Origin of the sequence: Streptomyces sp. NPDC050508 (genome assembly GCF_040655155.1) — a bacterium.
Lineage (GTDB): Bacteria > Actinomycetota > Actinomycetes > Streptomycetales > Streptomycetaceae > Streptomyces.
In genome coordinates this window covers 442,741-469,332 of record NZ_JBFAJJ010000006.1, presented here as the reverse complement: position 1 = coordinate 469,332, position 26,592 = coordinate 442,741, and the positions used below count along the sequence as shown (strand labels likewise).

Here is a 26,592-nt window from a genome sequence, read left to right as displayed (position 1 = left end):
GGTGGGAGTCACGGGGGCCATGGGCATGAAGATCGACTGGGACCGGCGGACCTGCGCACGGCACGGGCACGCGACGTACGCGCCCGACGAGCCGGCGCTGCGGGAACGGCTGCGCGTCGAGACGGGGTTCGGCGTCGCCTGGCGCTGCCTGCGCTGCGGCGACTTCGTGCTCGGCGAGCCGCACGGCTCGGGGCCCGCCGACCACGCCCCGCTGGTGCCGCGCGGCAAGGTGCTGCGGGACCTGTTCATCCTGCGGTTCCTGGCGATCGAGCGGGCCGTGCGCGGGGTGTTCATCGTGCTGGTCGCCGCCGCGGTGTGGAAGTTCAGCAACAGCCAGGACGCGGTGCGCAAGCTCTTCGACGACTATCTGAACGTCTTCCGGCCCGTCTTCAAGCACTTCCACTACGACCTCGACCACTCGCCGATCGTCGGCAGCATCCAGAAGACCTTCGGCTACAAGCACTCCACGCTGGTCCTGGTCGCCGTACTGCTGCTGGCGTACGCGCTGATCGAACTCGTCGAGGCCGGCGGACTCTGGTACGCCAAGCGCTGGGCGGAGTATCTGACGGTGGTCGCCACTGCCGCGTTCCTGCCGCTGGAGATCTACGAACTCACCGAACACATCAGCTGGTTGAAGATCGCCACCCTCGTCCTCAACATCCTCGCCGTCGTCTACATCGCCCTGGCCAAGCGGCTGTTCGGGCTGCGGGGCGGGCGGAAGGCCTTCGACGAGGAGCGGGAGAGCGCGTCTCTGCTGGAAGTGGAGACATCGGCCGGGGTCATGGTCTGACACTCTGGTCCGAAACGCCAGAACTTCCGCACTATGGAGGCAGACATGGATGAACCGGGCGGATTGGAGATCGTGAGCGCGGCGGAGTACGAGCGCAGGTACGGCGCGGGCCGGGAGCCCTCGCCCCTGTCGACGGAGCAGATCGGCACCCTGTTCCAGGAGTTCCTCGCCGCGGTGGCCCGCCCTCGACGCGACGAACAGGACGCCGCCCGCAATCTCACGAAACGCCTCCGCGACCACCTCGGCACGGCCCCCGCCGACCGGCCTGTCGTCAAGGCCGCGTATCCGCCGTACGACCTCCCGAACGTGCATCTCGCGCTGGAGCACTGGTTCGCCGCGGACGGCCGTTCCTACGAGCTCGTCGGCATGCGCGGCGCGCAGAACCGCGGCGATCTCACCCTCGGCGACATCCTCGAAGCCGCCGACCGCTACGACCGGTTCACGATCGGCGCGGTCGACTACGCGCACCTGCCGGTCTCGCCCGACGAGGAACTCGCCTGTGTCTCCTGCGGGTTCTACCTCGGTGCGGAGGGCGAGGACCGGTTCGCCGTGCTGCTGCGCGGACCTGCCGACGAGTACGGGCGCGACAAGGTCGAGATCGAAGTCCTCGCGCAGGACAAGGAGTTCGCGGACCGGCTGCTCGCCGAGATCGACGTGCTGGTGCGCGAGCACAACATCTTCCGCGGCCAGGTGCTGTCCTTCGAGGGCTCCGAGTTCGGCCACGGCCTCGGCCCGTTCCGCTTCCACCGCCGCCCCACTCTCACCCGCGACGACATCGTCCTCCCCGAGGGCCTCCTGGAGCGCGTCGAACGCCAGGTCGTCGGCGTGGCCCGCCGCCGTGAGCAACTCCGCGCGGCCGGCCAGCACCTGCGCCGCGGCCTCCTCCTCTACGGCCCGCCCGGCACCGGCAAGACCCACACGATCCGCTATCTCCTCTCCCACCTCCCGCAGTTCACGGTCGTCATCCTCTCCGGCACCAGCATCGACTTGATCGGCCCCGCCTGCGCCCTGGCCCGGATGCTCCAGCCCGCGCTCGTCGTCCTGGAGGACTGCGACCTGATCGCCGAGGCCCGCGACCACGGCAGCGGCGAACAGCCCCTGCTCTTCCAGATCCTCAATGAGATGGACGGCCTCGGCGACGACGCCGACGTGGCCTTCCTCCTCACCACCAACCGCGCCGACCTCCTCGAACCGGCCCTCGTCCAACGCCCCGGCCGCGTCGACCTCGCCGTGGAGATCCCCCTCCCGGACGCCCCGGGCCGCGCCCGCCTCCTCGACCTCTACGGCACCGCCCTGGACCTGGACAAGGAGGTGGCGGACGAGGTCGTCACCCGCACGGAGGGCACGACCGCGTCCTTCACGAAGGAGCTGGTACGCCGGTCCGTGTTGATCGCGGCCGAGCGCGAGTCGGCACGCACGGAACCAGCCGACCTCCGCGCGGCCCTCGACGAACTCCTCTCCGACCACGACCAGTTGACGCGCAGGTTGCTCGGGGTGTCGTCCTCGGCTACCGAACCGCCCCCGGCAGCCACTCCCGGGCGTGTGTGAACGGGTAACCGAGCCGCGTGGCACGGGAGTTGTCCATGCCGTAGGAGCGGGCGAAGGAGAAAGGGGAGACGGTCTCGCCCTCCTCCGCCGTCCGGAACACCACCTTGCCGGACGGGAGTTGGGCGGCGAGCGCCTCGCACAGGTCCTCTGTGGTCAGCGGGTTGTGGGAGGCTGCGTTGACCGGACCGGTGAAGTCCTGGCCGGCCGCCCAGAAGAGGAAGTCGGCGATCTCGTCCACGTGGATGTAGGTCGCCGGGTGGTTGGTGCGGGGGACCGCGATCGGTGTGCCGGTGCGGATGCGGTCCGTGTAATGCTCCAGGCGGCCGGTGAAGTCGTCGGCACCGCCCAGGACATGGGCGACGCGGACCGCCGTGTACGGGAACTCCGGTCCGGCCGCCGCGAAGACCGCCTCCGCCTGCCGCTTGCCCTCGCCGTAGTGCGTGTCGAGGAACTCCGGGTCGTCCCAGGGGAGTTGGAGATCGACGGTCACGTCGAGCGGATCGACGGCGGCCTCGCTCACCAGCGCGGGCGAGTCCTCGTGCTCGTACACCTCGACCGTCGAGGTCATCACATAGCGGCCGGTGCGGCCGGTGAAGACGCGACGGGCGATCGCCGCCTGGCGCGGGGTGTAGCAGACCTGGTCGACGACGACGTCGAAGGTGCGCGGGCCGAGAGCGGCGCGCAGCGCGTCCTCGTCGTCGCGGTCGGCGATCAGGTGCACCACCCCGGTGGGCGGCGCCGACGAGCCCCGGTTGAGAACCGTGACCCGGTCCCCGGCGGCCAGCAGCCGCGCGATCAGCCGCTTGCCGAAGTAGCGGTTGCCGCCGATGACCAGTACGTCCCGTGCCTTCTCCATGACCATAATTCTTCGGGCGTACCCGCAGGATCTGAAGGGGGAGACATGGGAGTTCAGGCCACCGCACCGAAAGAACCACGGCATCCGCGAGCCGTCGCCGCCGAAACACCGGTGGCCTTCGACGCGGTGGACCGGCAGATCCTCCACCTCCTCCAGACCGACGGCCGGATCAAGCTCAGCGAGCTGGGGCGACAGGTCCGGCTGAGCCCTGCGGCGGTCACCGAGCGGGTGCGCCGACTGGAGGCCGCGGGCGTGATCAGCGGCTACGGCGCCCATGTCGTCCCCGGCCGGCTCGGCTACGGCATCCAGGCGTTCATCCGGGTCGACCCGCACGGCGGCTACACCCTGAAGCACCCCAGGACCCTGGACCTGATCGAGCGGCCCGAGATCACCGAGGTGCACCATGTCGTCGGTGAGGACTGCTGGATCCTCAAGGTCGCCGTCCGGGACACCGTCCACCTGGAGGAAGTCCTCGAAGCGGTCTCCGCGCTCGGGCGCACCACGACGTCCGTCGTGCTGACCTCCCCGGTGGAGCGGAAACCGCTGTTGCCCTGACGCCGACGTCAAGGATTACCGTCGTAGACATGCGAATCGGCGAGCTGGCCGCGCGGGCCGGGACCACGACGCGGGCGTTGCGGTACTACGAGTCGCGGGGGCTGCTGCCCGCGCGGCGGGGCGGCAACGGGTACCGGACGTACGACGAGGCTGACCTGAAGCTGCTCAGGCAGATCAGGACCTTGCAGGACTTCGGGTTCGACCTGGAGGAGACGCGGCCCTTCGTGGAGTGTCTGCGGGCCGGGCACCCGGAGGGCGACTCGTGCCCGGCGTCGCTCGCGGTCTACCGGCGGAAGCTGGCCGAACTGGATTCCCTGATCGGGGAGTTGCAGGCGGTGCGGGCGGAGATCGGGGTACGGCTGGCGACGGTCGAGGAGCCACCACCATTGTGCGAACTGGGAGGGCATGAACTGTGATCGACGTGACGCACGTAATGGAAGTGACGGACGAGAATTTCGCGGAAGAGGTGATCGGGGCCGAGTTGCCGGTGCTGGTGGAGTTCACGGCGGACTGGTGTCCTCCGTGCCGGCAGATGGCACCGGTGCTGCGCGCCCTCGCCACCGAGGAGGCGGATCGGCTGAAAGTGGTGCAGCTGAACGTCGACCAGAACCCGGAGACCACGAACGCCTACAAGGTTCTGTCGATGCCCACGTTCATGGTGTTCCGGGGCGGTGAGCCGGTGAAGGCGATGGTGGGGGCCCGGCCCAAGCGCCGGCTGCTGGAGGAGCTCTCCGACGTGCTGTGAGTCCGACCCATACGCAAAGAAATCCCCCGAGCAATTGCGCTCGGGGGATTTCTTTGCGTATATTCAATGGTTCGCGACTTCACGGGAATTGAGTCGCAAAGAGGCTCAGTGAGCACAGTATATAGGTCCGGGAGTGGAATTGTCAAACAGCGATGAAATTCACGGTGAGCAGGAATTCATCGACGGTCTGTACGCACGCGTGGACGTGCTGCGCGGTGCCACCGAGGACTCCGTCACGGACGCGCTCGGGCAGGGCAACACACCCATGCAGGCCCGGCTGGAGCGGGACATCCTGGTCGCCGAGCGCTCGGGGCTGCTCGCCGCGCTGAACGCCGTGGACGGCTCGCTCTGCTTCGGCCGGATCGACCTGACCTCCGGCGTCAGCCACCACATCGGCCGCATCGGCATCCGCTCCGACGACGCCGACCTCACCCCGATCCTGATCGACTGGCGGGCCGACGTCGCACGCCCCTTCTACCTGGCCACCGGCCACACCTCGATGGGCCTGCGCCGCCGCCGGCACCTCACCACCGACGGGCGCCGCGTCACCGCCCTGCACGACGAGATCCTCGACCTCGGCGACGCCACCCGCACCGGCCACGAGGACCCGAGCGGCGACGCGGTCCTGCTCGCCGCGCTCAACTCCGCGCGCACCGGCCGGATGAGCGACATCGTGCAGACCATCCAGGCCGAACAGGACGAGATCATCCGGGCGCCCTATCGCGGGGTGCTTGTCGTCGAGGGCGGCCCCGGCACCGGCAAAACGGCCGTCGCGCTGCACCGGGCCGCGTATCTCCTCTACGAACACCGGGAGTTGCTCGCCAAGCGCGCCGTCCTCATCGTCGGCCCGAACCCCGCGTTCCTCGGCTACATCGGCGAGGTGCTGCCCTCCCTCGGCGAGACCGGAGTGCTGCTGGCGACCGTCGGCGAGCTGTTCCCGGGAGTGAGGGCGACGGCGACCGACAGCCGGGCGGCGGCCTCCGTGAAGGGCCGCGCCGACATGGCCGACGTCCTCGCCGCGGTCGTACGCGACTGGCAGTCGCTGCCCGACCCGGTGATCGCGATCGAGCACGACCGCGAGATCCTCATGCTCGACGACGGCCTGGTACGGGTGGCCCGGGACCGCGCCCGTGAGGCCCAACTCCCGCACAACGAGGCCCGGGAGCACTTCGAAGGCCACATCCTCAACACGCTCACCGAGATGGTCGCCGAACGCATCGGCACCGACCCCTTCGACGGCAGCAACCTGCTCGACCCCAGCGACATCACCCAGATCCGTGACGAACTCGCCGAGAACCCCGAAGTCTGGGCCGCCATCGACCAGTTGTGGCCGCGGCTGACCCCGCAGTACCTCGTCGCGGACTTCCTCGCCGACCCCGTGGGCTACGTCTCCGACGACGACGCGGACGCCATCCGCCGCCCGGTGACGCGCGAGTGGACCGTGGCGGACGTACCGCTGCTCGACGAGGCCGCGGAACTCCTCGGACGGGACGACCGGGTGCGGCGGGCGCGGGCGCAGCGCGAGCGGGAGGAGCAAGTGTCGTTCGCGCAGGGCGTGTTGGACGTGTCCTTCGCCTCCCGGACCTTCGAGTTCGAGGACAAGGAGGAGGGTGACCCCGAGGGCTCCGAGGTGCTGTCCGCGCACGACATCATCGACGCGGAACGCTTCGCGGAGCGTCATGAGGAGGAGGATCACCGGAGTGCTGCCGAGCGTGCGGCGGCGGACCGGACCTGGGCGTTCGGGCACATCATCGTCGACGAGGCGCAGGAACTCTCGCCGATGGCCTGGCGGTTGTTGATGCGGCGGAGTCCTACGCGGTCGATGACGCTGGTCGGTGACCCTGCGCAGACGGCGGAAGCGGCGGGCGTCGGCTCGTGGTCGGAGATCCTCGCCCCGTATGTCGAGGACCGCTTCGACCACCGCCGTCTCGGTGTCAACTACCGCACCCCCGCCGAGATCATGGACCTCGCGGCGGCGGTCGTCCGCGCGGAGAATCCGGGGTTCGAGCCGCCGAGTTCGGTACGGGCCACTGGCGTGCGGCCCTGGGTGCGGGCCACTGATGATCTGCCGGGTGCGGTGGCCAAGGCCGTGAGTGAACTCGCCCCCTCCGAGGGGCGGTTGGCCGTTATCGCGCCGCGGGATCTGCATCGGAGGTTGGCTGCGCGGCTGGACGGGGTGACGGCGGGTGCGGAGCCGGATCTGACGCGGAGTGTCGTTCTGCTTGATCCTCGGCAGGCCAAGGGGTTGGAGTTCGACTCGGTGTTGGTTGTCGAGCCGGGGCGGTATGGGACGAGTGATCTGTACGTTGCGTTGACTCGGGCGACGCAGAGGTTGGGGGTGTTGCATACGGGTTCGCTGCCGCTGAGCTTGGCCGGAGCGGGGGCGGTGTGATGGTGGGCGGTGTTGGTGTGGGCGTCCTGGGGGCTGCGCCCCCAGACCCCCATCGGCCCTGAAGGGGCCTCGTCCTCAAACTCCCCCAGAGGGGGGACCCCCAACGGGCTGGATTTTGCCGACCGGCACTTACAACGCCTACGCAGGCCGCAGCCACACCGTCGCCAGTGGGGGCAACGTCACTCGGATGCTGGTCGGGCGGCCGTGCCACGGTTGGGGTTCGGGCTTGATGGGGTCGGGGTTGGTGACGTCGCCGCCGCCGTAGCGGGCGGTGTCCGTGTTGAGGGCTTCGTGCCAGGCGGGGATGTCGTCGGGGACGCCGAGGCGGTAGTCGTGGCGGACGACGGGGGAGAAGTTGCTGATGGCGAGGAGGGGGGAGCCGTCGGCGTCGTAGCGGAGGAAGGCGAGGATGTTGTCCTCGGCGGCGTCGCCCGTGACCCACTGGAAGCCGGCCGGGTCGGTGTCGAGTTGCCAGAGGGCGGGGGTGTGGCGGTACACCGTGTTGAGGTCGCGGACGAGGTCGCGTACGCCTCGGTGGTCTGCTTCGGCGCCGTACGCCGGGTCCAGGAGCCACCAGTCGGGGCCGTGGGTTTCCGACCACTCCGCGCCCTGGGCGAACTCCTGGCCCATGAAGAGGAGTTGCTTGCCGGGGTGGGCCCACATGAAGGCGAGGTAGGCGCGGTGGTTGGCGCGTTGCTGCCACCAGTCGCCGGGCATCTTGGACACCAACGAGCGTTTGCCGTGGACGACTTCGTCGTGGGAGATGGGGAGGACGTAGTTCTCGCTGTAGGCGTACACCATGGAGAACGTCATCTCGTGGTGGTGGAACTTGCGGTGGACGGGCTCGTGCGACATGTAGTCGAGCGAGTCGTGCATCCAGCCCATGTTCCACTTCAACCCGAAGCCCAGGCCGCCGAATCCGCCGGGGCCGATGTGGTGCGTGGCGCGCGTGACGCCGTCCCAGGCGGTGGACTCCTCGGCGATCGTCACGACACCGGGCACCCTGCGGTACACCGTCGCGTTCATCTCCTGGAGGAAGGCGACCGCGTCGAGGTTCTCCCGGCCGCCGTGCTCGTTCGGGGTCCACTGGTCCGGCTCGCGTGAGTAGTCGAGGTAGAGCATCGAGGCGACCGCGTCCACGCGCAGGCCGTCGATGTGGAACTCCTCGCACCAGTAGACGGCGTTCGCCACAAGGAAGTTGCGGACCTCGCGGCGCCCGAAGTCGAACTCCAGGGTGCCCCAGTCGGGGTGCGCGGCCCGGAGCGGGTCCTCGTGCTCGTACAGGGGGCGGCCGTCGAACTCGGCCAACGCCCAGTCGTCGCGCGGGAAGTGGGCCGGTACCCAGTCCATGAGGACGCCGATACCGGCCTGGTGCAGCGCGTCGACCAGGAACTTGAAGTCGTCGGGGGTGCCGAGGCGGGCGGTCGGGGCGTAGAAGCCGGTGACCTGGTAGCCCCAGGAACCGCCGAAGGGATGCTCGGCCACCGGCATCAGCTCGACATGGGTGAAGCCCAAGTCCTTGATGTAGGCGGGGAGTTGCTCGGCGAGCTGGCGGTACGTCAAGCCGGGGCGCCAGGAGGCGAGATGCATCTCGTAGACGGAGAACGGCGCCTCGTGGGCCGGGACTTCGGGTCGTTGGGCGATCCACTCGGCGTCGTTCCACTCGTAGTGCGAGGCGGTGACGATCGAGGAGGTGCTCGGCGGGACCTCGGTGCGGCGGGCCATCGGGTCGGCGCGCATCGTCTTCGAACCGTCGGGCCGGGTGATCTCGAACTTGTACAGTTCGCCCTCGCCGATGCCCGGCATGAACAGTTCCCAGACACCGGTGCCGCCGAGCGAGCGCATCGGGGCGCCTGTTCCGTCCCAGAAGTTGAACGTGCCGGCGACGCGCACCCCTTGGGCGTCCGGCGCCCACACGGTGAAGCGGGTGCCGGTGACTCCCTGATGCGTCATCGGCCGCGCCCCGAGCGCCTGCCACAGCTCCTCGTGCCGGCCCTCGCCGATCAGGTGCAGGTCCAGATCACCGAGCGCGGGCAGGAAACGGTACGCGTCCTCGGTGTCCTGGACGGTGCCCTCGTACGCCACGTCCAGCCGGTACTCCGGCACGCCCCGCAGGGGGAGCAGCCCCGAGAAGAACCCGTCCCCGTCATCGTGCAACTCGGCCTTCAACTGCCCGGCCACGACGGTCACCCCCAGCGCGAACGGCCGGAACACCCGGAACGCGACACCGCCGGGGACCGGATGGGCGCCGAGTACGGAGTGGGGGGCGTGGTGGGTTCCGCGGAGCAGCCGGTCGCGGTCTGTGGCGTCGAGGGCGGGGGAGACGGCGATGTCCGAGGGGGTGGGAGTGGAGCTGGGGGTGGGGGTGTTCGGTGCGGAGGGTGTGGGCGGGTTCGGAGGCGTGGTCGGCTCTGGGCCGTTGGACGGGGGCAGCGGTGTGGCTGGCTCCGAGGTGTCGGCCGGAGTCGGCGATACGGCCGGAGCTGGTGCGGTGCGCGCGGTCGAGGACGTGGTCGGCTCTGCGGCCTCGGCCGGCATCGGCGGCATGGCCGGCTCCGAGGTGGGGCCCGGTTCCGGGGTGGACACGGTCTCGGGGGCGGCAGCCGTCTGCTCCGGTGCGGAAGAGCCGGCCCTCTCCATTGCGGGAGAATCCGCCTTCTCCGGTTCGGGAGAAGCAGCCTCTGAATCCATGCCCGTGTCGGCGGTCACTGTCCTCCGTGTGGACTTCTCGTCGGCCGCGATCGTCTTCCTGGCCAGGCCCTTCTTCGACGAGCTCTTCTTTCCGGCGCCCTTCTTGGCTGCGGCCTTCTTGGTCACGGCCTTCCTCGTGCTGCCCGTCACCGCCGCGACTTCTTCTGCCGAACCCGTCTCCGCTGAGCCTGTCTCCGCCGGGACCTTCGCCGTCACGTTCGTCCTCTTCGCCACACCTGTCTTCGCGGCGCCCGTCTTCGTCATGGCCTTCTCCGTCGCAGCTCTTGTCGCCGAGGTCTCGTCCGCCGAACCAGTCTTCGCCACGGCGTTCTTCGCCGCCGCCTTCTTCGTGCCGGCCTTTTTCGTCCCGCCCGTCTTCTTCTTCGCCGCCTTCTTCACGGCCGCCCCCTCAGCCGCAGCCCCCTTGACCGTCGCCTTCTCACCCGCAGCCTTCTTCGCAGCATCGGTGGCCTTCTTCTTCGGCTTCGGATCCGGGCCGTTGGACGGGGGACGCGGGGTCACGGGTAGGGCCTCCTGGGCGAGGTGAGGTGAGGTGAGGTCGGGTGGGTCAGGTGGTGGGGTTGGCGAGGCGGCGTACCGCGGACAGGGGGACCGGGAGCCAGTCGGGGCGGTGGCGGGCCTCGTAGAGGACTTCGTAGATCGCCTTGTCCGTCTCGTACGCGCGGAGGAGGACGGGGTCGGTGCGGGGGTCCACGCCGGTCACTTCCGCGTAGCCCGAGCAGTACGCCGCCCGGCACGTCCCCGCCCAGCCCGGTGCCGGCGGGGTCGTCGAGTGGGCCGCGTAGTCGAAGGAACGGAGCATCCCCGCGATGTCCCGCACCGGAGGCTGCGGCATACGGCGTTCCGCCAGGGGCCTGGACGGTTCGCCCTCGAAGTCGATCAGGGACCATTCCCCGGACGGCGAGTGCAGGCACTGGCCGAGGTGCAGGTCGCCGTGGATGCGCTGGGCCGTCCATGTGTGGCCCTCGGCGGCCAGGTCGGCCAGTGCCGAGAACGCCGAGTGCAGACCGGGCGCGTACGGCCGCAGCGCGGGCACCGCCTGCGCCGCCGCATCGAGACGCTCGGTCATGCCGCTCACCAGCAGTTCCAGTTGGACGCGGCCCAACGTCGTCGTCGGCAGCGCTCGCGCCAACGCCACGTGCACCTCCGCCGTGGCCCTGCCCAGCGCCCGCGCCTCCGCCGCGAAGTCCTCACCCTTGGCCAGCTCCCGCAGCGCCAGTTCCCAGCCGTCGGCCGCGCCCTGCACGAAGGGTTGGAGGACTCCCAGGACGTACGGCTCGTCGGCGAACTCCGCCCGTAGCCACGCCGTCGGCGCGGGTACCCGGGGGCAGCCCTCCAGCGCCAGGGCCAGCGGGAGTTCCAGGTCGGGGTTGGTGCCGGGCACGATCCTGCGCAGCAGCTTCAGGATGAACGTATCGCCGTAGACGACCGACGAGTTGGACTGCTCGGCGGTCATCAGGCGCGGGGTCAGGCCGGAGCCGATGTCCGGGGCGTCCGGGGCCCGTTCGAAGCGCAGCCCGCTGATGCGGGCCTGGGTGCGCAGCGCCTCCAGGAGCACCTCGGCGGGCCGGGGGTCGTACAGGGCCTCGTACACCGTGTGTCCGGCGAGCGGGCCCTCCTCCACATGTCCGATCAGCGCGGGCGCGAGCCTGGGTGGCAGCGCCTCGCGCACGCCTATGAGGAGTTGGTAGCAGTCGCCCGGGGCGGGGGACTGGTGAGCGCGGACCAGGAGGTGGAAGAGGCCCAGCGGGCCGTCCACCGGAAGCAGCTCCGTCGCCGCCACCAGCGAGAAACCCGTGACGGGACGGCCTTTGCCCGCGAACCACCGTTGCCTCGGCAGCCACTCCCGCAGGAGGGGGTCGAGGGACGCGAGGAGGCCGGGGCCGGGACTGGTCCGGCCGGAAATTGTGACAGTCTCCGCCATAGGTGTCACATTCCTTTCCCCGGGGGTGGGTCGGGGTGTCACTGTTGCGTGCCCCGGGCGGGGCGGGGGAAACCGAAACCGCCCCGCCCCGAAGGGTCCGTTCTAGGCGGCTTCCTTGCGGAGCCGGAACCAGTAGAAGCCGTGGCCCGCCAGCGTCAGCAAGTACGGCAGCTCTCCTACGGCCGGAAAGCGCACCCCGCCGAACAGTTCGACCGGATGCCTCCCATTGAACGCCCGCAGGTCCAGTTCCGTCGGCTGCGCGAACCGGGAGAAGTTGTTCACGCACAGGACGAGGTCGTCCTCGTACTCGCGCAGGAACGCGATCACCGCCGGATTCGACGAGGGCAGTTCCCGGTACGAGCCGAGGCCGAACGCCAGGTTCTGCTTACGGATCTCGATCATGCGGCGCGTCCAGTGCAGCAGCGACGAGGGCGACGACATCGACGCCTCGACGTTGGTGACCTGGTAGCCGTAGACGGGGTCCATGATGGTCGGCAGCGACAGCCGGCCGGGGTCACAGGACGAAAAACCTGCGTTGCGATCCGGTGTCCACTGCATCGGCGTGCGGACGGCGTCGCGGTCGCCGAGCCAGATGTTGTCGCCCATGCCGATCTCGTCGCCGTAGTAGAGGATCGGCGAGCCGGGGAGGGAGAGCAGCAGGGCTGTGAACAGCTCGATCTGGTTGCGGTCGTTGTCGAGCAGGGGGGCCAGGCGCCGCCGGATTCCGATGTTGGCGCGCATACGCGGGTCCTTCGCGTACTCGGCCCACATGTAGTCGCGTTCCTCGTCGGTGACCATTTCCAAGGTCAACTCGTCGTGGTTGCGGAGGAAAATTCCCCACTGGCAACCGGACGGGATCGCCGGGGTCTTGGCGAGGATCTCCGAGACGGGGTAGCGGGACTCCCGGCGTACGGCCATGAAGATCCGCGGCATCACCGGGAAGTGGAACGCCATGTGGCATTCGTCCCCGCCGCTCTGGTAGTCGCCGAAGTAGTCGACGACGTCCTCGGGCCACTGGTTCGCCTCCGCCAGCACCACCGTGTCGGGGTACTGCGCGTCGATCTCCTTGCGCACCCGGCGGAGGAACTCGTGGGTTGCCGGAAGGTTTTCGCAGTTGGTGCCCTCGGCCGCGAACAGGTACGGCACCGCGTCCAGGCGGAAGCCGTCGATGCCCAGGTCCAGCCAGAACTTCAGCGCCGAGATGATCTCTTCCTGCACGGCCGGGTTCTCGTAGTTGAGGTCCGGTTGGTGGGAGAAGAAGCGGTGCCAGAAGTACTGCTTGCGGACCGGGTCGAAGGTCCAGTTGGAGGCTTCGGTGTCGACGAAGATGATGCGGGCGTCGGGGTACTGCTTGTCGTCGTCGGCCCACATGTAGTAGTCGCCGTAGGGGCCGTCGGGGTCTTTCCTGGACTCCTGGAACCACGGGTGCTGGTCGCTGGTGTGGTTCATGACGAAGTCGATGATGACCCGCATGCCCCGCTGGTGGGCGGAGTCGACGAACTCCACGAAGTCCGCCAGGTCGCCGAACTCGGGGAGGACGGCGGTGTAGTCGGAGACGTCGTAACCGCCGTCGCGCAGCGGTGATTTGAAGAACGGCGGTAGCCAGAGGCAGTCGACGCCGAGCCACTGGAGGTAGTCGAGTTTGGCGGTGATGCCCTTGAGGTCACCGACGCCGTCGCCGTTGCTGTCCTGGAAGGAGCGGACCAGGACCTCGTAGAAGACGGCGCGTTTGAACCACTCGGGGTCCCGGTCCTTGGCGGGAGTGTCCTCGAAGGTGTCCGGGACGGGCTCGTTGACGATCATATTGTGGGTGACCCTCCGATCTGCGGGGACGGTCGCAGGACGGTGAGGATGTGTGCGGGCCGGTTACCCGGCTCCAGGCGCACATAGTTGGCCCTGCCCCAGTGATAGGTCTCGCCGGTGAGCTCGTCGCGCACCGGCACCGACTCGTGCCATTCCAGGCCGAGTTGCGGCATGTCCAACGAGACCGTGGCCTCCTGGGTGTGGTGAGGGTCGAGGTTCGCGACCACCAGAACCGTGTTCGAACCGCTCCGCTTCGAGTACGCGATCACCGCCTCCTGATCCACATCGTGGAAGTGGAGGTCGCGCAACTGCCGCAACGCCGGGCTGCGGCGCCGGATGTCGTTGAGCTTGCCCAGCAATGGCGCGATGCTACGTCCTTCTCGCTCGGCCGACACCCAGTCGCGGGGACGGAGTTGGTACTTCTCCGAGTCGAGATACTCCTCGCTCCCCGGCCGCAACGGGGTGTTCTCGCACAACTCATACCCGCTGTACACCCCCCACGTCGGGGAGAGCGTCGCGGCTAGTACCGCTCGCAGTTCGAAGGCGGGTCGGCCGCCGTCCTGGAGGAACTCGTGCAGGATGTCGGGGGTGTTCACGAAGAGGTTCGGCCGCATGTAGGCGGCCGCCTCGCCCGACAACTCGGTGAGGTACTCGGTGAGTTCGTCCTTCGTGTTGCGCCAGGTGAAGTAGGTGTACGACTGCTGGAACCCGATCTGCGCGAGGGTGTGCATCATCGCGGGGCGGGTGAAGGCCTCGGCCAGGAAGATGATGTCCGGGTCGGTGCCGTTGATGTCCGCGATCACCCGCTCCCAGAACACGACCGGCTTGGTGTGCGGGTTGTCGACGCGGAAGATCCGCACCCCGTGGTCCATCCAGTGCCGCAGCACGCGGACGGTCTCGGTGATCAGGCCGTCGAGGTCCCGGTCGAAGGCGATCGGGTAGATGTCCTGGTACTTCTTCGGCGGGTTCTCCGCGTACGCGATCGTCCCGTCGGGGCGGTGGTGGAACCACTCCGGGTGCTTGTCCACCCAGGGGTGGTCGGGGGAGCACTGGAGCGCGAAGTCGAGCGCGATCTCCATGCTCAGTTCGGCGGCCCGGGCGACGAACGCGTCGAAGTCCTCCAGGGTGCCCAGCTGGGGGTGGATCGCGTCGTGGCCGCCCTCCGGCGAACCGATCGCCCACGGCACGCCGACGTCCTCACGCCCTGCTGACAGGGTGTTGTTCGGCCCCTTGCGGAAGGTGCTCCCGATCGGATGGATCGGCGGCAGGTAGACGACGTCGAAGCCCATCGCGGCGATGCCGTCCAGGCGTTTCGCGGCCGTACGGAACGTGCCGTGGGGCTGGGCCGGAGTGCCCTCGGAGCGCGGGAAGAACTCGTACCAGGCGCCGTAGAGGGCCCGTTCCCGCTCGACGAGAAGCGGCCGGGGCTCGGAGGCCGTGACCAGTTCCCGCAACGGGTACTTGGCCAGCACCCCGTCCACCTCCGGCGTCAGCGCGGCGGCGAGGCGGGACGCGGCCGGGCGGGTCTCGTCGCGGAGGGCGGTGACGGCGGTGCGGAGGACGGGCCGGAGGCCCTTGCCCTTCGGTACCCCGGTGATGGCGCGTTCGTGGAGCCGCGCGCCCTCCTCCAGGACCAGGTCCGTGTCCATGCCGGCCGGGATCTTGATCCGGGCGTGGTGGCGCCAGGTGGCGACCGGGTCGCTCCATGCCTCCACGGTGTAGGTCCACCGGCCGGGTGCGCCGGGCGTGACGGTGGCGCCCCAGCGGTCGCTGCCGGGGGCGAGCTCCCGCATCGGGGTCCACGGGCCGGGGCGGCCGTCCGGGTCGTAGAGGACGGCGTTGGCGGCGACCGCGTCGTGGCCCTCGCGGAAGACGATGGCCGAGACCTCGAACGCCTCACCGGTGACCGCCTTGGCGGACCGGTGGCCGTGCTGGACGACCGGCCGGACATCGAGGACGGGGATGCGTCCGATGCCGGGGGACGTGCCGTCCGCGGAGGGTGGCTCCGGGGCGGGTGGTGCTGTGCCGGCAGGGCGCACGGGGGGCGTGTCCGTGCCGGGTGTCGGGGGTGCTGACGAGTGGTGCGTGGCGGGCATGACCGCTCCTGTCCGCGTCAACGTGGGTGTGGGCGGATGGATGTGGGGAGGTGGGTCCTGCGAAGGAGATCCCGGGGTGCGTCTGGGGGTGTACCGGTGGAGCCTTCCCACCCTATTCGGGTGAGCAATCCGGCAGGTTGCCAACTACTTACACGTAGGTCTCCACAAAAGATCCGGCCCCGTCCTGGTCGAACGGGGCCGGTCCCGACACTCTCGCACTACGACCGCGGTACCTGCAGGATTTTGTCCGGCGAACCGAGCCCCTCGCCGGACACCTTGCCGGAAACCGCCCCCGCGACGAGCGCCTTGGACACCTGTGCCGGTGTGGCACGCGGGTGGCCGGAAAGATAGACCGCCGCCGCGCCGGCCGCGTGCGGGGACGCCATCGACGTACCGGAGAAGGTCGCCTTCCCCGTGTCGCTCACGTTCGACGCGGAGGTGATCGAGACGCCCGGGGCGAACAGGTCGACGGCCGGGCCGAAGTTCGAGAAGGCCGCCCGGGCGTCGTTCTTGTCGGTGGCGCCGACCGTGATGGCCTCCTTGACGTCCGCGGGGGAGTACAGGCCTGCCGACAGCCCGTCGTTGCCCGCCGCGACCGTGTACGTGACACCGGAGGCGATCGAGTTGCGTACGGCCGCGTCCAGCTGGGCGTTGTGGTAGCCGCCCAGGCTGAGGTTGGCGACCGCCGGTTTGTGCGCGTGCCGGGTGACCCAGTCGATACCGGCGATGACCTGCGAGGTCGTACCGGCTCCGGCGTCGTCCAGGACCCGTACGGCGACCACCTCGGCCTTCTTGGCGACGCCGTACGTGGTGCCCGCGATCGTGCCGGCGACGTGGGTGCCGTGGCCGTTGCCGTCCTGGGCGGTGGCGTCGTTGTCGACGAAGTCCCAGCCGTAGCTCGCCCGGCCGCCGAAGTCCTTGTGGGTGATGCGGATGCCGGTGTCGATCACGTACACCGTCACCCCGCTGCCCCCGGACGCCGGCGAGGTGTAGCTCTTGCTCAGCGGCAGACTCGCCTGGTCGAGACGGTCCAGGCCCCAGGACGGCGGGTTGAGCTGGACCCGGTCCAGGGTGATCCGGGTGTCCTGGGCGACCGAGGCGACCTGGGAGTCCGCCGCGAGGAGTCTCGCCTGTCTCTCGTTCGCCTCTATGGCGTAGCCGTTGAGAGCCGTGCCGTAGGTGTGGCTTATTTTCGCCCCGTATTTCTCGGCCAGGCCCTTTCCGGCGGCCGACGGAGCCTTTGTTCCCCCCTTGAGTGTCACCAGGTAGCTACCGCTGACGGAGCCGGGTTCACCGGCGCCGAGTATGGTCCCCTCCGATGCGGCGTGCGCGGGCAGGGTGATGGCCGAAAACACCACGACAGTGGTGACCGCGGTCAGACCCCCCGCCCGGCGCAGACGCCGCGTGCGCGTCCGTGCCATGGTCGAGTTCCCCTCCTTCAACTCTCCACTGGGCAGCCTCTCGTGAGGTGCGAAGCACCACAAGGGCGCATGAGGGCGCCTTTTCAGTACAGGACGGTTCAACTTCTTCAGTGCAGGTCGGTTCCCCTCCAGCCCAGGTCGGCAAAATCCAGCCCGTCCGGCGTTTGAGGACGAGGCCGTTCAGGCCGATGGGGGGGTCTGGGGGCGAAGCCCCCAGCAACGCCCACACCATCACCGGTACCTTCATCAGAGACGACGACGCACATAGCCGTGTGTCATCCAGCGAACGCGCCGAGGTGGAGCTGTGAAGGCGATCCGTCGATTCACCGTCCGTCCCGTCCTCCCCGAACCCCTCCGGCCTCTCAGCGATCTGGCGCGAAACCTGCGCTGGTCCTGGCACGCCGACACCCGTGATCTCTTCCAGTCCGTCGATCCCGAGCACTGGGCCGCCTCGGAACACGATCCCGTACGACTCCTCGGCAGCGTGTCGGGCGAGCGGCTCGCCGAGCTGGCCGAAGACCACCGCTTCCTGCGCCGGCTCACCGAGGTCGCCGGTGATCTCGCCGACTATGTGGGCGGCGACCGCTGGTACCAGACCCAGTCCGGTGAACTGCCCGCCGCCGTCGCCTACTTCTCACCCGAGTTCGGCGTGACGGCCGCCCTGCCGCAGTACTCCGGCGGCCTCGGCATCCTCGCCGGCGACCATCTCAAATCGGCCAGTGACCTCGGCGTACCACTGATCGGCGTCGGCCTCCTCTACCGGCATGGCTACTTCCGGCAGTCGTTGTCCCGGGACGGCTGGCAGCAGGAGCATTATCCGGTCCTCGACCCCAACGAACTCCCCGTGGCGTTGCTGAGGGAGGACGACGGCTCCCCGGCCCAGGTCTCCCTGGCCCTGCCGGGTGGCCGTTCGCTGCGCGCCCGCGTCTGGCTGGCACAGGTCGGCCGGGTACCGCTGTTGATGCTCGACTCCGACGTCGAGGAGAACGACCTCGGCGAACGCAGCGTGACCGACGTCCTCTACGGCGGCGGCAGCGAACACCGGCTGCTGCAGGAGATGTTGCTCGGCATAGGGGGTGTACGGGCGGTACGGACGTACTGTCGCCTCACCGGTCACCCCGAGCCCGAGGTGTTCCACACGAACGAGGGGCACGCCGGCTTCCTCGGCCTGGAACGGATCGCCGAACTCTGCGACGCGGGGCTGGACTTCGACGCGGGCCTGGAGGCGGTGCGGGCCGGCACGGTATTCACCACGCACACGCCCGTCCCGGCCGGAATCGACCGCTTCGACCGGGAGTTGGTGGCCACCCACTTCGGTCCCGAGGCCGAACTCCCGCGCATGGACGTCCAGCACATCCTGAGCCTCGGCATGGAGACCTACCCGGGCGGCGAGCCGAACCTCTTCAACATGGCCGTGATGGGCCTGCGGCTGGGCCAACGGGCCAACGGCGTCTCGCTGTTGCACGGCCAGGTGAGCCGCGAGATGTTCTCCGGTCTCTGGCCGGGATTCGACGCCGAGGAGGTGCCGATCACCTCCGTGACCAACGGGGTGCACGCGCCGACGTGGGTCGCCCCCGAGGTGTTCCGGCTCGGGGCGCGGCAGATCGGCGCCCAGCGCACCGAGGACGCGCTGACGGTGGGCGGTTCGGACCGCTGGGACGCGGTCGCGGAGATCCCGGACCAGGACATCTGGGAGCTGCGCCGCGACCTGCGTGAGCAGCTGGTCGTGGAGGTACGGGAGCGGCTGCGTGCCTCCTGGCGTCAACGCGGCGCCGGATCAGCCGAGTTGGGCTGGATCGACGGCGTCCTCGACCCCGACGTCCTCACGATCGGATTCGCGCGCCGGGTCCCGTCGTACAAGCGCCTGACGTTGATGCTGCGCGACCGCGACCGGCTGATGGATCTGCTCCTGCACCCCGACCATCCGATCCAGATCGTGGTGGCGGGCAAGGCGCACCCGGCGGACGACGGCGGCAAGCGCCTGGTCCAGGAGTTGGTGAAGTTCGCGGACGACCCGCGCGTCCGGCACCGCATCGTCTTCCTGCCCGACTACGGCATGGCGATGGCGCAGAAGCTGTACCCCGGCTGCGACATCTGGCTCAACAACCCGCTCCGCCCGCTGGAGGCCTGCGGCACGAGCGGCATGAAGGCGGCCCTGAACGGCTGCCTCAACCTCTCGGTCCTGGACGGCTGGTGGGACGAGTGGTTCCAGCCCGACTTCGGCTGGGCCATCCCCACGGCGGACGGCACCGGCACGGACCCCGACCACCGGGACGACGTGGAGGCCGCCGCGCTCTATGACCTCCTGGAGCAGCGTGTCACCCCGCGCTTCTACGAACGCGGTCAGGACGGTCTGCCGGACCGTTGGATCGAGATGGTCCGCCAGACACTGACGTTGCTGGGCCCGAAGGTGCTGGCGGGGCGCATGGTCCGGGAGTACGTGGAGCGGCTGTACGCCCCCGCCGCGCACGCCCATCGCGCGATGACCCCGGACGCGGCGCGTGAACTGGCCGCGTGGAAGGGGCGGGTGCGGGCTGCCTGGCACGGGGTGACCGTCGACCACGTGGAGACGTCTGCGGCTACGGCCACTGCGGAACTCGGTACGACGCTGAACCTGCGGGTGCGGGTGGGGCTGGCCGGGCTTGCTCCGGATGACGTCGAAGTGCAGGCGGTGTCCGGGCGGGTGGACCCGGAGGATCGGATCGGGGATGCGGCGACGGTGCCCCTGAAGCCGGCGGGGGGGCCGGATTCGGAGGGGCACTGGTTGTACGAGGGGCCGCTTGCCCTTGATCGCACCGGGCCCTACGGCTATACGGTCCGCATTCTGCCTGCGCACCGACTGCTGGCGTCCAGTGCGGAGTTGGGGTTGGTGGCGGTGCCTTTGGAGGACGGGGTTGAAGGGGCCGGGGTGTTGATGCGGTAGTTCTTCGGCTGCGGGTCCGTTGTGGCTGGTCGCGCAGTTCCCCGCGCCCCTAAAGGGGCGCGGGTGGGCCCGCTCATACCTCCGAATACGGCGCGCACATCTGCCGCAGCGTGCTGCCGATCCGCCGCGCGTACGCGTGCTGCAACCCCCGTGTCGCCGGGCCGCCCAACCGGGCGTACCACTTGGCGCCGCGGCTGAAGGCCGACACCGTCAGCCAGACCGTGCCGTCGCCCGTGCGGTCGACCACGAAGGATTCCTCGCCGCATTCGGGGTGGCCGGGGAGGGTGCCGTAGGCCCAGCCGGACCTGCGGTGTTCCTCTACCGTCCAGACGACGCGGCAGGGGGCCTTGATGAGGCCGGCGAGGGTGACCGTCACGTCTACGCCGGGGGCCGCTTTTTCGGCGCTCGCCTCGATGCCTACGCCCATCTCGCGGTGCAGTTCCCAGGTCAGGACCGCTTCGGACGCCCGGCGGAAGACCTTCTCGCCCTCGCCGATCCGCGTGCGCACATACAGGGGGTGGAAGCCCGGGGGGCAGAAGCCGCGTTCGCGGGTCGCGCCGACGTCGTCGTACGTGAAGGACATGGAACCCAAGAGTAGGGCGGTACCCGGAGATGCCTTCGCTCCGGGTACCGCCCTTACCGCTTAGCTGTCAACTCGCCTGGTGTCAGGTGACGTTGACGGCCGTCCAGGTCGCCGCCACCGCGGCGTACTCGGCGGAGCTGGAGCCGTACAGAGCCGCCGCCGCGCTGAGCGTGCCGGTGCGGGCCGACTTGTAGTTGGTCGTCGACGTGAAGTACGTCGTCAGCGCCTTGTACCAGATCTGCAGCGCCTTGTCCCGGCCGATGCCGGCGAGCGTGGCGCCGTTGGACGTCGGCGAGTTGTAGCTCACGCCGTTGATCGTCTTCGCGCCGCTGCCCTCGGACAGGAGGTAGAAGAAGTGGTTGGCGACACCCGACGAGTAGTGCACGTCGAGGTTGCCGACCGAGGAGGACCAGTAGTTGGCGGAGCCGCCGTCCTTGCTGGGCTGGTCCATGTAGCGCAGCGGGGTGCCGTCGCCGTTGATGTTGATCTTCTCGCCGATGAGGTAGTCGCCGACGTCGGACGAGTTGTTGGCGTAGAACTCGACGCCGGTGCCCATGATGTCCGAGGTCGCCTCGTTCAGGCCGCCGGACTCACCGCTGTAGTCCAGGCCCGCGGTGTTGGCGGTGACGCCGTGGCTCATCTCGTGGCCCGCCACGTCCAGCGAGGTCAGCGGGTGGGTGTTGCTCGACCCGTCGCCGTAGGTCATGCAGAAGCAGCTGTCGTCCCAGAACGCGTTCACGTACGAACTGCCGTAGTGCACGCGGGAGTAGGCGCCGACACCGTCGTTCTTGATGCCGCTGCGGCCGAACGTGGCCTTGTAGAAGTCCCACGTCTCCTGGGCGCCGTAGGCGGCGTCCGCGGCGGCGGTCACGTCGGTGGTGGAGCTCGAAGCGGCGCCGGTGCCCCACGAGTTGGTGGTGTTGGTGAACAGGGTGCCGGTGCCGGAGCTGGTGGTGTGCTTCAGGTTGTACGTCTTGTGGCTGCCGCGCGAGGCGTCGGTCAGCGAGTACGTCGTGCCCGACAGCGAGGTGGTGAGGCTGACCGTGCCCGAGTAGAGGGTCTTGCCGGTGCCGGTGGCGTTCTCGATGCCCTGGTACTCGAAGAGCTTCTTGCCGGTGGCCGCGTCGGTGATGACGTGCAGCTGGTTCGGGGTGCCGTCGTCCTGGAGGCCGCCGACGATCGTCTCGTAGGCCAGGACGGGGGTGCCGTCGGCGGCCCAGATGACCTTGCGGGCACCATCGGCGGCGGTCTTGGCGGAGCCGGCGGCCTTGGCGGCGGTGACCGCCTGCTTCTCGGCCTTCGCCGTGGAGATCTTCGGCGTCAGGGAGGCCACCTTGAGGGTCGCCTTCAGTGCCTTGGTGACACCCTCGGTCTTGCCCGACGGCGCGGTGTGGACGACCAGGTCGCCACCGAGGACCGGGAGGCCCGCGTAGGTGCGCTCGTAGCGGGTGTGGAGCGTGCCGTCGACGTCCTTGACGACGTCCTTGACGACCAGCTTCTCCTTGGTGCCGAGGCCTATCTGCTGGGCCGTCGCGGCGACGTCGGCCTGCTTCTCCTTGATCAGCGCGATGTGCGCGGACGCGGAGAGGGCCATCGGGGCCGCGGCGAGAGGCGCCTTAGCGCCCGCGGCGGGCTGGGCGGAAGCGCCGGTGGAGACACCGGTGGCGAGCAGTGCGCCTGCGGCTACCGCGGTGGCGATGGCCAGGGTGGTGCGCTTGTGACGCGCGTAGAGGGGGGTCACGCAAGCTCCTCGGTGGGGGAGTCCGGACGGCGTGGGGTTACCGACCGGAGCGATTGTGAATTGGCTGTGCTGAAGCGGCGTGAGGGAAGAGTGGCATCAGGGGCGCGTACATGTCAGGACCCCGAAGTGATGTTGGCTGAAAATCGACTGTCCGGTGAACGTTTCCGCAATGTAAACGTCCACAACAGAGCGCCGCCCCGGAGTTGAAACCCCGGGGCGGCGTCTTGTTTGTGCGGCCTGAAGTGGACAGCTGGTTTTTACGGGAACGTAAGCTTCCAGCTGTTGATGTAGCCGGTGTCCTGTGCCGCCACGTCCTGGACCTTCAACTTCCAGACGCCGTTGGCGACTTCGGAGGACGCGTCGACCGTGTAGGTGGCCTGCACGTTGTCCGCCGAGTCGGACGAGCTGGAGTTCTTCAGGCGGTACGTCGACCCGTCCGGAGCCACCAGGTCGATCACCAGGTCGCCGCGCCAGGTGTGCACGATGTCGACCGTGACCGCCAGGTTCGACGGGGCGTTGCCCGTCCGCCCGGACACGGTGACCGAGGACGTGACGGCCGCCCCGTTGTCCGGAATCGATACGTCGGCCGTGTTCTCGAACGACGTACCGGTGCCGCCGCCACCGCCGGAGCGCGCACCGACCGCCACGGCCGCCCACGCGTCCTGCACCGCCTTGTACTCGGCGCCCGTCGTGCCGTACAGCTCACCGGCCGCCGCGAGCGTCCCGGTGCGGGCCGCCGCGTAGTTGGTGGTGGACGTGAACTTCGTGGTGAGCGCGCGGTACCAGATCTGCAGCGCCTTGTCCCGGCCGATGCCGGTGACCGGAAGTCCGTCCGAGGTGGGCGAGTTGTAGCTGACGCCGTTGATGACCTTGGCGCCGCTGCCCTCGCTCAGCAGGTAGAAGAAGTGGTTGGCGACGCCCGACGAGTAGTGCACGTCGAGGTTGCCGACACCCGAGTACCAACTGTCGGCCGAGCCGCCGTCCTTGCTCGGCTTGTCCATGTAACGCAGCGGCGTGCCGTCGCCGTTGATGTTGATCTTCTCGCCGATGAGGTAGTCGCCCACGTCGGTCGAGTTGTTGGCGTAGAACTCGACACCCGTGCCGAAGATGTCGGAGGTCGCCTCGTTCAACCCGCCCGATTCACCGGAGTAGTTGAGCCCGGCGGTGTTGGAGGTGACGCCGTGGCTCATCTCGTGGCCCGCCACGTCGAGGGCCGTCAGCGGGTCCGCGTTGCCGGAGCCGTCGCCGTACGTCATGCAGAAGCAGCTGTCGTCCCAGAACGCGTTGACGTACGAATTCCCGTAGTGGACACGGGAGTAGGCGCCGACGCCGTTGTTCTTGATGCCGCTGCGGCCGAAGGTGTTCTTGTAGAAGTCCCAGGTCTCGGCCGCGCCGTAGTGCGCGTCGGCGCCCGCGGTCGCCGCGTTCGACGTGGTGCTGTTGCCCCAGGTGTCGTTCGTCTGCGAGAACAGCGTGCCGGTGCCGGACGTCCCGTGGTTCAGGTTGTACGTCTTGTGGCCGCCGCGCGCGCCGTCGGTCAGCGTGTAGTTGGAGCCCGACTGGGTCGTCGTCAGCGCCACCTGGCCGCTGTACTGGGTGTTGCCGACGCCGGTCTCGATGCCCTGGTACTCGTAGAGCTTCTTGCCGGTGGCCGCGTCGGTGATGACGTGGAGTTCGTTCGGGGTGCCGTCGTCCTGGAGGCCGCCCACGACCGTCTCGTAGGCGAGGACGGGCTTGCCGCTCGCCGCCCAGATCACCTTGCGGGCCGAGTCGGCGGCCGACTTGGTGGAGCCGAGGGCCTTGGCGCGGGAGACCGCCTGCTTCTCGGCGGCGCCGGTCGTGACGCTCGGGGTGAGGTCGGCGACCTTGATGGTGGCGTTCGTCGCCTTGACGACGCGCTCGGTGGCGCCGGACTTGGCGGTGTCGACGACCAGGTCGCCGCCGAGGACCGGGAGTCCGCCGTAGGTGCGCTCGTAGCGGGTGTGGACCGTGCCGTCGGCGTCCTTGATGACGTCACGGACGACGAGCGCCTCCTTGGTGCCGAGGCCGATGTCCTTGGCCGTCGTGGTCCGCGCCGACTGGGCGTCGCGGAGCAGCTCGGCGCGCTGCGAGGGGGAGAGCGAGAGGGCCATGTGCGCCGGGTTCCCCTTGCTGGCAAGGGGTTTGGCCGGTGCGGCGGAGGAGGTCGCGCCGACCTGGACGGCCGCGGCGAGCAGAGCGGTGACGCCGGCTACGGCGACTATGTGGGAGGTGCGTCTGCGAGAGGAATTGCTTCTCAACACTGACTCCTTCAGGACGGCCGCGGATCGCGCGGCCATGGGGAGATCACAGGGGTGAAGCTGTGGGGTTGCTGTGAAGCGCCAGGGGGAAGAGTGGCAGCAGTTGCCGCTTTCTGTCAGGGCCGCGTCAGTAGGTTGGCCGGAAATCGTTCGTTGTCCGGATGTTCATGTCCGCTATACGGACCAGGACTTGACGATTCTTTGACCGTGAACAGAAATTTTCTCGGCGGACATGCCCCCGGAACCAACCCGTAAAAGATCCGGCGGGATCCTGCCATGCAAACCGGCGGTCCTGCCGGACCGCCGCTCCCACGAGGGGAGTTGACGGTTGCAGTGATTCCTTATCCCAGCTGGCTGGACTCGGGCGACAACGCCTGGCAGCTCGTCGCGGCGACACTCGTCGGACTGATGAGCATCCCCGGCATCGCGATCCTCTACGGCGGCCTGGTCCAACGCAAGTGGGTCGTGAACACCATGTTCATGGCCTTCACCGGATTCTCGCTGGTACTGGTGGGCTGGGTCCTCTGGGAGTTCAAGATGGGGTTCGGCGAACCCCTGAACTCCCACTGGCCCGGCATCCTCGGCGCGTTCGTCGGCCGGCCCGGCACCATCGTCGGTTCGGCGAGCGAACAACAACAGGCGTGGATACCGCTCGTCAACGGCAACGGCCTGATGCCGAGCTTCCGCTTCTCACAGTCCACGCTCGCCTACTTCCACTTCGCGTTCGCGGCGATCACCCCGCTCCTCTTCATGGGCAGCGTGGTCGGCCGCATGAACATCCGCGCATGGCTGCTCTTCGTCCCTCTGTGGTCGACGCTCGTCTACACGGTCAACGCCTTCATGCTGTGGGGCGGCGGCTGGTGGGCGGCCCAGGGCGCGCTCGACTACTCCGGCGGCTACGTCATCCACCTGGCCGCGGGCACGTCCGGCTTCGTCGCGGCGGCGGTGATCGGACCACGCCTCGCCCGGGACCGCGCGCACGGCGTGCCCAACAACCTCCCCATGGTCGCCGTCGGCGCGGGCATCCTCTGGCTCGGCTGGAACGGCTTCAACGGCGGCGACATGTACTTCGGCGGCCACAACGCGGCCCTCGCGGTCCTCAACACCAATCTCTGTACGGCAGTTGCCCTGCTCGTCTGGGTGTTCTGGGACATGTTCGTCGGACCGCAGCGCAAGCCGACCTTCCTCGGCGGCATCAACGGCATGATCGTCGGCCTGGTCGCGATCACCCCGGCGGCCGGTTTCGTCACCGGGATCGGCGCGATCTACATCGGCATCATCGCGTCGTCGATCGTCTGGCTGGCCTGGAACTACCTGTCCAAGGTCCCGCCGTTCAACAAGGTCGACGACGCGCTCGGCGTCGTCTACACCCACGGCATCGCGGGCCTCGCCGGCGGCATGCTCGTCGGCATCTTCGCCGACCCGGCGGTCGCCGTGTACCTCAACAAGGACGGCTCCACCGCCTGGTCCACCAGCGGCTGGCTCTACGGCAACGTCGACCAGCTGTGGAAGCAGGCGGGCTCGGCCGGGACGGTCATCCTCTACGACGCCGTGATGACGTTCCTCATCCTCAAGGCCATCGGCCTGTTCGTGAAACTGCGAGCACCGGACGAGGTGTTGGAGGCCGGCGACATCGCGGTCCACGACGAGGAGGCGTACCCGGCGGAGTCGGCGGTCGCGTCGGCGTCGGCTTCGGTGGCGGCGGTGGCGGCACCGGTCGCGGAGAAGGCCAAGGAACCGGACTCCAGCTGAAATGCCGGGAGTTGAGGACGGGTGAAACTGGTTACCGCGGTCCTCCCTCCTCACCGTGTCCCGGACGTCATGAAGGCTCTCCAGTCGTTCGGGGTGCGGGGAGTGACCGTGACAGAGGTGCGGGCCTACGAGCCCCGGCAGGTCCGGGTGGAGGTCTACCGGGGCAGCGAATACCGGGTGAACCTCTCCCAGCAGCTCCGGCTCGACATCCTCACCCTCGACTTCGACGCCGCCGACCTGGTCCGCGTGATCCGCGCAGCGGGCGCCCGCGGCACGGGCGGCGGCACGGTATGGGTGACACCGGTGGAGGAGGTGGTGCGGATCAGGACGCGGGAGCGGGGCCCGGACGCGCTGTGAGGCCTGGTCTTTCAGCCGGTCCGGCGTTTGAGGACGAGGCCGTTCAGGCCGACAGGGGGTCTGGGGGCAGAGCCCCCAGGGACGGGACGGGAAGGGGCGGAGGGGGCGAAAACCG

General features: G+C 69.0%; 18 protein-coding genes. 9 read left to right on the top strand and 9 right to left on the bottom strand.

The window, feature by feature from the left end; translation table 11 throughout:
- The first annotated feature begins 25 nt into the window (after window positions 1-25).
- Together AB0I69_RS20370 and AB0I69_RS20365 are read left to right on the top strand one after the other, a co-directional pair.
- A complete protein-coding gene (locus AB0I69_RS20370) occupies window positions 26-790 on the top strand; it encodes a DUF2127 domain-containing protein (RefSeq protein WP_363097127.1) in 765 nt (254 codons plus the stop codon).
- Between the two features lie 45 nt (window positions 791-835).
- On the top strand, window positions 836-2,338 hold the full coding sequence (locus AB0I69_RS20365) for an ATP-binding protein (protein WP_363097019.1): 1,503 nt from the start codon (window positions 836-838) through the stop codon (window positions 2,336-2,338).
- Here the strand turns inward: AB0I69_RS20365 and AB0I69_RS20360 are convergent.
- Window positions 2,298-3,200 carry an NAD-dependent epimerase/dehydratase family protein gene (locus AB0I69_RS20360; protein WP_363097018.1) on the bottom strand — a complete coding sequence of 301 codons (903 nt, stop codon included), beginning with the start codon at window positions 3,198-3,200 and terminating at the stop codon, window positions 2,298-2,300. The genes AB0I69_RS20365 and AB0I69_RS20360 overlap by 41 nt on opposite strands.
- 39 nt (window positions 3,201-3,239) lie before the next feature.
- On the opposite strand from AB0I69_RS20360, the gene AB0I69_RS20355 reads away from it, so the two are divergent.
- The 4 genes from AB0I69_RS20355 (at window position 3,240) to AB0I69_RS20340 (ending at window position 6,886) form a co-directional block, all read left to right on the top strand.
- Window positions 3,240-3,749: an Lrp/AsnC family transcriptional regulator gene (locus AB0I69_RS20355; protein WP_363097017.1), complete on the top strand. Its 510-nt coding sequence runs from the start codon at window positions 3,240-3,242 to the stop codon at window positions 3,747-3,749.
- Window positions 3,750-3,778: 29 nt separating this feature from the next.
- Window positions 3,779-4,165, top strand: coding sequence for a MerR family transcriptional regulator (locus AB0I69_RS20350; protein WP_019060807.1), 387 nt, complete (start codon window positions 3,779-3,781; stop codon window positions 4,163-4,165).
- Between the two features lie 17 nt (window positions 4,166-4,182).
- Window positions 4,183-4,494, top strand: a complete 312-nt coding sequence (trxA, locus tag AB0I69_RS20345; RefSeq protein WP_363097126.1) for a thioredoxin — start codon at window positions 4,183-4,185, stop codon at window positions 4,492-4,494.
- Between the two features lie 157 nt (window positions 4,495-4,651).
- Window positions 4,652-6,886 (top strand): UvrD-helicase domain-containing protein, encoded by a 2,235-nt coding sequence (locus AB0I69_RS20340; RefSeq protein ID WP_363097125.1) that lies wholly within the window; start codon window positions 4,652-4,654, stop codon window positions 6,884-6,886.
- A gap of 138 nt (window positions 6,887-7,024) precedes the next feature.
- Here the strand turns inward: AB0I69_RS20340 and glgB are convergent, their stop codons facing one another.
- The 5 genes from glgB to AB0I69_RS20315 all read right to left on the bottom strand — a co-directional run bounded on the left by glgB (window position 7,025) and on the right by AB0I69_RS20315 (window position 16,842).
- Entirely contained in the window at window positions 7,025-10,099 is a 3,075-nt protein-coding gene (gene glgB / locus AB0I69_RS20335) for a 1,4-alpha-glucan branching enzyme (protein WP_363097016.1), read from the bottom strand.
- A gap of 46 nt (window positions 10,100-10,145) precedes the next feature.
- Window positions 10,146-11,522 (bottom strand): phosphotransferase, encoded by a 1,377-nt coding sequence (locus AB0I69_RS20330; RefSeq protein ID WP_363097015.1) that lies wholly within the window; start codon window positions 11,520-11,522, stop codon window positions 10,146-10,148.
- Window positions 11,523-11,624: 102 nt separating this feature from the next.
- Window positions 11,625-13,325, bottom strand: coding sequence for a maltose alpha-D-glucosyltransferase (gene treS, locus AB0I69_RS20325; RefSeq protein ID WP_363097014.1), 1,701 nt, complete (start codon window positions 13,323-13,325; stop codon window positions 11,625-11,627).
- Window positions 13,322-15,421, bottom strand: coding sequence for an alpha-1,4-glucan--maltose-1-phosphate maltosyltransferase (locus AB0I69_RS20320; RefSeq protein WP_363097013.1), 2,100 nt, complete (start codon window positions 15,419-15,421; stop codon window positions 13,322-13,324). Before AB0I69_RS20320 ends, treS begins: the two co-directional genes overlap by 4 nt.
- Before the next feature lie 218 nt (window positions 15,422-15,639).
- Window positions 15,640-16,842: a S8 family peptidase gene (locus AB0I69_RS20315; RefSeq protein ID WP_363097012.1), complete on the bottom strand. Its 1,203-nt coding sequence runs from the start codon at window positions 16,840-16,842 to the stop codon at window positions 15,640-15,642.
- 304 nt (window positions 16,843-17,146) lie between these two features.
- Between AB0I69_RS20315 and AB0I69_RS20310 the strand changes: the two genes are divergently transcribed.
- Complete coding sequence (locus AB0I69_RS20310) at window positions 17,147-19,765, top strand: glycosyltransferase family 1 protein (protein ID WP_363097011.1); 2,619 nt, start codon at window positions 17,147-17,149, stop codon at window positions 19,763-19,765.
- Between the two features lie 73 nt (window positions 19,766-19,838).
- Here the strand turns inward: AB0I69_RS20310 and AB0I69_RS20305 are convergent, their stop codons facing one another.
- The 3 genes from AB0I69_RS20305 to AB0I69_RS20295 form a co-directional block, all read right to left on the bottom strand.
- Window positions 19,839-20,348 (bottom strand): DUF1990 domain-containing protein, encoded by a 510-nt coding sequence (locus AB0I69_RS20305; RefSeq protein ID WP_363097010.1) that lies wholly within the window; start codon window positions 20,346-20,348, stop codon window positions 19,839-19,841.
- An 82-nt stretch (window positions 20,349-20,430) separates the two neighbouring features.
- A complete protein-coding gene (locus AB0I69_RS20300; protein WP_363097009.1) occupies window positions 20,431-22,089 on the bottom strand; it encodes a M4 family metallopeptidase in 1,659 nt (552 codons plus the stop codon).
- 257 nt (window positions 22,090-22,346) lie between these two features.
- The gene (locus AB0I69_RS20295) at window positions 22,347-24,368 is read right to left on the bottom strand and encodes a M4 family metallopeptidase (RefSeq protein ID WP_363097008.1); all 2,022 of its coding nucleotides are present in this window, start codon (window positions 24,366-24,368) and stop codon (window positions 22,347-22,349) included.
- Window positions 24,369-24,701: 333 nt separating this feature from the next.
- Here AB0I69_RS20295 and AB0I69_RS20290 point away from each other — a divergent pair, with 333 nt between their 5' ends.
- Both AB0I69_RS20290 and AB0I69_RS20285 read left to right on the top strand, forming a co-directional pair.
- Window positions 24,702-26,120: an ammonium transporter gene (locus AB0I69_RS20290; protein WP_363097007.1), complete on the top strand. Its 1,419-nt coding sequence runs from the start codon at window positions 24,702-24,704 to the stop codon at window positions 26,118-26,120.
- Between the two features lie 21 nt (window positions 26,121-26,141).
- Complete coding sequence (locus AB0I69_RS20285; RefSeq protein ID WP_363097006.1) at window positions 26,142-26,477, top strand: P-II family nitrogen regulator; 336 nt, start codon at window positions 26,142-26,144, stop codon at window positions 26,475-26,477.
- Window positions 26,478-26,592 lie beyond the last annotated feature (115 nt).

What these genes read in the sequence shown, in the direction of transcription:
- AB0I69_RS20330 (WP_363097015.1), bottom strand. Translation starts at nt 11,522, where the DNA reads ATGGCGGAGACTGTCACAATTTCCGGCCGGACCAGTCCCGGCCCCGGC.
- AB0I69_RS20355 (WP_363097017.1), top strand. Translation starts at nt 3,240, where the DNA reads ATGGGAGTTCAGGCCACCGCACCGAAAGAACCACGGCATCCGCGAGCC.
- AB0I69_RS20365 (WP_363097019.1), top strand. Translation starts at nt 836, where the DNA reads ATGGATGAACCGGGCGGATTGGAGATCGTGAGCGCGGCGGAGTACGAG.
- treS (WP_363097014.1), bottom strand. Translation starts at nt 13,325, where the DNA reads ATGATCGTCAACGAGCCCGTCCCGGACACCTTCGAGGACACTCCCGCC.
- AB0I69_RS20320 (WP_363097013.1), bottom strand. Translation starts at nt 15,421, where the DNA reads ATGCCCGCCACGCACCACTCGTCAGCACCCCCGACACCCGGCACGGAC.
- AB0I69_RS20360 (WP_363097018.1), bottom strand. Translation starts at nt 3,200, where the DNA reads ATGGTCATGGAGAAGGCACGGGACGTACTGGTCATCGGCGGCAACCGC.
- trxA (WP_363097126.1), top strand. Translation starts at nt 4,183, where the DNA reads ATGGAAGTGACGGACGAGAATTTCGCGGAAGAGGTGATCGGGGCCGAG.
- AB0I69_RS20315 (WP_363097012.1), bottom strand. Translation starts at nt 16,842, where the DNA reads ATGGCACGGACGCGCACGCGGCGTCTGCGCCGGGCGGGGGGTCTGACC.
- AB0I69_RS20305 (WP_363097010.1), bottom strand. Translation starts at nt 20,348, where the DNA reads ATGTCCTTCACGTACGACGACGTCGGCGCGACCCGCGAACGCGGCTTC.
- AB0I69_RS20350 (WP_019060807.1), top strand. Translation starts at nt 3,779, where the DNA reads ATGCGAATCGGCGAGCTGGCCGCGCGGGCCGGGACCACGACGCGGGCG.
- AB0I69_RS20370 (WP_363097127.1), top strand. Translation starts at nt 26, where the DNA reads ATGAAGATCGACTGGGACCGGCGGACCTGCGCACGGCACGGGCACGCG.